The following is a 5,141-nucleotide window of genomic DNA, read 5'->3' as shown; positions in this document are numbered from 1 at the left end:
CCAGGGTGACGTGCTTGCACGTTCGCCGCTGGAAAGCGCCAAGACGAAGGACATCACCGGTGGTCTGCCGCGCGTTGCCGAACTCTTCGAAGCGCGCCGTCCGAAGGATCACGCGATCATCGCCGAAATCGATGGTACGATCCGCTTCGGCCGCGACTACAAGAACAAGCGCCGCGTGCTGATCGAGCCTGCGGAAGACGGTGTGGAGCCGGTCGAATACCTGATCCCGAAGGGCAAGCCCTTCCATCTTCAGGATGGCGACTATATCGAAAAGGGTGACTACATCCTCGACGGTAACCCGGCACCGCACGACATCCTGGCGATCAAGGGCGTGGAGGCACTCGCTTCCTACCTGGTCAACGAAATCCAGGAAGTCTACCGTCTGCAGGGCGTTGTCATCAACGACAAGCACATCGAGGTGATCGTTCGCCAGATGCTGCAGAAGGTGGAAGTGACCGACGCCGGTGACTCGACCTATATTGTCGGCGACAGTGTCGATCGCATCGAACTGGAAGACGTCAACGACCAGCTGATCGAACAGGGCAAGAAGCCGGCTTACGGCGATCCGGTTCTGCTCGGCATCACCAAGGCATCGCTGCAGACGCCGTCCTTCATCTCGGCCGCTTCCTTCCAGGAAACGACCAAGGTGCTGACGGAAGCTGCGATCGCCGGCAAGACCGACGGCCTGCAGGGCCGGAAGGAAAACGCCATCGTCGGCCGCCTGATCCCGGCCGGTACCGGCGGCACCATGACGCAGATCCGCCGCATCGCCACGGCGCGCGACGAGATGATCCTCGAAGAGCGCCGCAAGGGCACCGGTGCGGACACCGCGACCCCGATGCTCGCCGACATGGCGGCAATGGAAGAAGCGCCGGCCGAATAAGGCTGAAAGGCGAGGGCGGTTCTTCCGCCCTTCCAACGCCAATCAAAAAGCCGCCCGGAGCAATTCGGGCGGCTTTGGCATTTCATGGGGGCAGGGCGGCGCACAAGATGCGTGCAGCCTTCGTCCTATCCGAACTTGATGATCGCCACTTCGCCGGTCAGCGCGCCCTGGTAGGCGGAGGCATGCGGTTCCTCGTCGGGGATGTCGTCGAGCGTGCCGATCTGGTCGAGGTCGGCTTCGAGAAAACCTTCCTCGGCGAGTGCATTGAGCGCCTCGCGCACGGCGGTGTCGTCGTCGGGCGCGCGCAACATGACGTGAATGTCCACGCCTTCGTCATCGCCATCCTTTTCATAGGCCTTGCCGATGATGATGAAGATCATCGGTCCGTCATCATTGTTGTCATTGTCCGGGATGGCATTCATGGCTGTTTCCTCTTTCGAAAGACATGAAGCGAGTTTACAGCCTATTGCCGCGTGGTGCGTGTTAAAAATCGCAGTTGGCGAGGAATTCGCAGGGGAGATGGCGATTCCCTGAGGTCCGGAAGCCGAGATGGAATCGCACCGTGATTCCGGCGCTGGGCTATCCAGTTCTGTGCCCGCAACCGCCAAGACCGCCGGGCGAGGGCGCGAAAGCCTTGTTTTGCAGGCATGCCAGCCCTGCGGAGCCAAGATTATTTGTTAACTCCCCTTGACGACGGAGCCCGAAATCAGTACACCCCGCCGCATCGGAGCCCATGTGAGGCTGGCTGGTCTGGAACGACACGTTCCGGAGTTCGCCTCAAACAAGGCTCCAAACGCACGCTGAAGACCATAATGCTGCACGCAAGACGCTGAAAATACTGCGTCCTCTGCTTTTTTGCGGGGCCATCTGCCGAAAAGCGGATCGGCCCTCGTTTTGCGCATTTTGTGACGCGTTCGAAACCGCCGGAGACGGCATTGATCCGCCCGCAAGGGTAATGAGACAGAATTTGTAAGGGATGGTTATATGCCTACCGTAAACCAGCTGATCCGCAAGCCGCGTCAGGCACAGGTAAAGCGCAACAAGGTTCCCGCGCTGCAGGAAAACCCGCAGAAGCGTGGCGTCTGCACCCGCGTCTACACGACGACCCCGAAGAAGCCGAACTCGGCTCTGCGTAAGGTTGCCAAGATTCGCCTGACCAACGGCTTCGAAGTCATCGGTTATATTCCGGGCGAAGGCCACAACCTTCAGGAACACTCCGTGGTGATGATCCGCGGCGGCCGCGTCAAGGACTTGCCGGGCGTTCGCTATCACATCATCCGCGGCGTTCTCGATACCCAGGGTGTCAAGAACCGCAAGCAGCGCCGTTCGAAGTACGGTGCCAAGCGTCCTAAGTAACAGGGCGTCCGAAGTCATTCGGATCACATCATTTCGGTGCTGCGCGAGGTTCTCCGCGTGTTAAGGCGCCCGTTCAAGTTTGAGAGACAAAAATATGTCACGTCGTCACAGTGCAGAAAAGCGCGAGATCAATCCGGACCCGAAGTTCGGCGATCTGGTCGTCACCAAGTTCATGAATGCCATCATGCTTCATGGTAAGAAGTCGGTTGCTGAAAACATCGTCTACGGTGCCTTCGATCTGGTCCAGGGCAAGCTGAAGCAGGAGCCGGTCGCCGTGTTCCATTCGGCCCTCGACAATATCGCGCCGCATGTCGAAGTGCGTTCGCGCCGCGTTGGTGGTGCCACCTACCAGGTCCCGGTCGATGTTCGTCCCGAGCGCCGACAGGCCCTTGCCATCCGTTGGCTGATCGCTGCTGCCCGCAAGCGCAACGAGACCACCATGATCGATCGCCTCTGCGGCGAACTCATGGATGCCGCCAACAACCGTGGCAGCGCCGTCAAGAAGCGCGAAGACACGCACAAGATGGCCGACGCCAACCGCGCTTTCTCGCATTACCGCTGGTAATCGACGAACAATTTTCGAAAGGCAGTCATTATGGCTCGCGAATATAAAATCGAAGACTACCGCAATTTCGGGATCATGGCGCATATCGACGCCGGCAAGACCACGACCACCGAGCGGATTCTGTATTACACGGTCAAGTCGCACAAGATCGGCGAAGTGCACGACGGCGCTGCCACCATGGACTGGATGGAGCAGGAGCAGGAACGCGGCATCACCATCACGTCGGCTGCCACGACCACCTTCTGGAAGGGTCGCGACGGCAAGGCTCGCCGCTTCAACATCATCGACACCCCCGGCCACGTCGACTTCACCATTGAAGTCGAGCGTTCGCTGCGCGTACTCGACGGCGCGATCGCGCTCCTCGACGCCAATGCCGGTGTCGAGCCGCAGACGGAAACCGTCTGGCGTCAGGCTGAAAAATATCACGTCCCGCGGATGATCTTCTGCAACAAGATGGACAAGACCGGCGCCGATTTCTATCGCTCGGTCGATATGATCAGGTCGCGTCTCGGCGCGATCCCGGTCGTCATGCAGCTGCCGATCGGTGCTGAAAGCGACTTCAAGGGCGTCATCGATCTGGTCGAGATGAACGCGCTGGTCTGGCGCGACGAATCGCTCGGCGCCCAGTGGGATGTCGTCGAAATTCCGGAAGACATGAAGGAAAAGGCGGAAGAGTTCCGCGAACTCCTCATCGAAACCGTCGTCGATATCGACGAAGCTGCGATGGAAAACTACCTGAACGGTATCATGCCGGACAATGACCAGATCCGTGCGCTCGTTCGCCGCGGCACCATCGACGTCAAGTTCCATCCGATGTTCTGCGGTACGGCCTTCAAGAACAAGGGCGTTCAGCCGCTGCTCGACGCCGTCGTCGATTACCTGCCGTCGCCGGCCGATATTCCGGCGATCAAGGGTATCGACGTCAAGACCGAGGCCGACATCGAGCGCCATGCGTCCGATGAAGAGCCGCTGTCGATGCTTGCCTTCAAGATCATGAACGACCCCTTCGTCGGTTCGCTCACCTTCGCCCGCATCTATTCCGGCAAGCTCGAAAAGGGCACGTCGGTCATGAACACGGTCAAGGAAAAGCGCGAGCGCGTCGGCCGCATGCTGCAGATGCATTCCAACTCGCGTGAAGACATCGAAGAAGCTTTCGCAGGCGACATCGTTGCTCTGGCCGGCCTCAAGGACACGACCACGGGTGATACGCTCTGCGATCCGCTGAAGCAGGTCATTCTCGAACGCATGGAATTCCCCGAGCCGGTCATCCAGATCGCCATCGAGCCGAAGACCAAGAACGACCAGGAAAAGATGGGCCTCGCGCTCAACCGCCTGGCCGCCGAGGATCCTTCGTTCCGCGTCAAGACCGACGAGGAATCCGGCCAGACGATCATCGCCGGCATGGGCGAACTGCATCTCGACATTCTCGTCGACCGCATGCGCCGCGAATTCAAGGTAGAAGCAACCGTCGGCGCGCCGCAGGTTGCCTATCGTGAAACCATCACGCGCACGCATGAAGAAGACTACACGCACAAGAAGCAGTCCGGTGGTACCGGCCAGTTCGCACGCGTCAAGATCATCTTCGAACCGAACCCTGAAGGCGAAGACTTCAAGTTCGAATCGAAGATCGTCGGTGGTGCTGTTCCGAAGGAATACATCCCGGGCGTCCAGAAGGGCATCGAGAGCGTTCTTTCCTCGGGCCCGCTCGCAGGCTTCCCGATGCTCGGCGTCAAGGCGACCCTCATCGACGGCGCCTTCCACGATGTCGACTCCTCGGTTCTCGCTTTCGAAATCGCCTCGCGCGCCTGCTTCCGTGAAGCAGCCAAGAAGGCCGGCGCCCAGTTGCTGGAGCCGATGATGAAGGTCGAAGTCGTGACGCCGGAAGACTATGTCGGCGACGTGATCGGCGATCTGAATTCGCGTCGTGGCCAGATCCAGGGCCAGGAATCGCGCGGCGTGGCGGTTGTCATCAACGCGAATGTCCCGCTGGCCAACATGTTCAAATACGTGGACAACCTGCGCTCGATGAGCCAGGGCCGTGCCCAGTATTCGATGACCTTCGATCATTATTCGCCGGTTCCTTCGAACGTGGCGCAGGAAATCCAGGCGAAGTATTCCGGTCAGAAGTGACCGGACGCCATCTGACAGAAACAAGAGAATTTCCCCTTCGCGGGGACAGAAAATGGAGAGCCGGAAATGGCAAAGAGCAAATTTGAACGCAACAAGCCGCATGTAAACATCGGCACGATCGGGCACGTCGACCATGGCAAGACGTCGCTGACGGCTGCGATCACGAAGTATTTCGGCGAGTTCAAGGCCTATGACCAGATCGACGCT

General features: G+C 59.4%; 5 protein-coding genes and 1 pseudogene. 5 read left to right on the top strand and 1 reads right to left on the bottom strand.

Annotated elements, in window-relative coordinates; genetic code table 11:
* Window positions 1-883, top strand: a pseudogene (locus VL202_RS05365) (DNA-directed RNA polymerase subunit beta'); the annotation flags it as partial.
* 125 nt (window positions 884-1,008) lie between these two features.
* Here VL202_RS05365 and VL202_RS05360 read toward each other — a convergent pair.
* Window positions 1,009-1,305: a hypothetical protein gene (locus tag VL202_RS05360; RefSeq protein ID WP_056333573.1), complete on the bottom strand. Its 297-nt coding sequence runs from the start codon at window positions 1,303-1,305 to the stop codon at window positions 1,009-1,011.
* Window positions 1,306-1,867: 562 nt separating this feature from the next.
* On the opposite strand from VL202_RS05360, the gene rpsL reads away from it, so the two are divergent.
* The 4 genes from rpsL to VL202_RS05340 form a co-directional block, all read left to right on the top strand.
* The gene (rpsL, locus tag VL202_RS05355; protein ID WP_003507760.1) at window positions 1,868-2,239 is read left to right on the top strand and encodes a 30S ribosomal protein S12; all 372 of its coding nucleotides are present in this window, start codon (window positions 1,868-1,870) and stop codon (window positions 2,237-2,239) included.
* Between the two features lie 94 nt (window positions 2,240-2,333).
* On the top strand, window positions 2,334-2,804 hold the full coding sequence (gene rpsG, locus VL202_RS05350) for a 30S ribosomal protein S7 (protein ID WP_056333576.1): 471 nt from the start codon (window positions 2,334-2,336) through the stop codon (window positions 2,802-2,804).
* Between the two features lie 30 nt (window positions 2,805-2,834).
* Complete coding sequence (fusA, locus tag VL202_RS05345) at window positions 2,835-4,934, top strand: elongation factor G (RefSeq protein ID WP_325463121.1); 2,100 nt, start codon at window positions 2,835-2,837, stop codon at window positions 4,932-4,934.
* Window positions 4,935-5,000: 66 nt separating this feature from the next.
* Window positions 5,001-5,141, top strand: a 141-nt coding sequence (locus VL202_RS05340; RefSeq protein ID WP_234836486.1) for a GTP-binding protein, incomplete at its 3' end; no start/stop codon positions are given.

Origin of the sequence: Pararhizobium sp. (genome assembly GCF_035497515.1) — a bacterium.
Classification (GTDB): Bacteria; Pseudomonadota; Alphaproteobacteria; order Rhizobiales; family Rhizobiaceae; genus Pararhizobium.
This window is presented reverse-complemented; position numbering and strand designations above follow the sequence as displayed.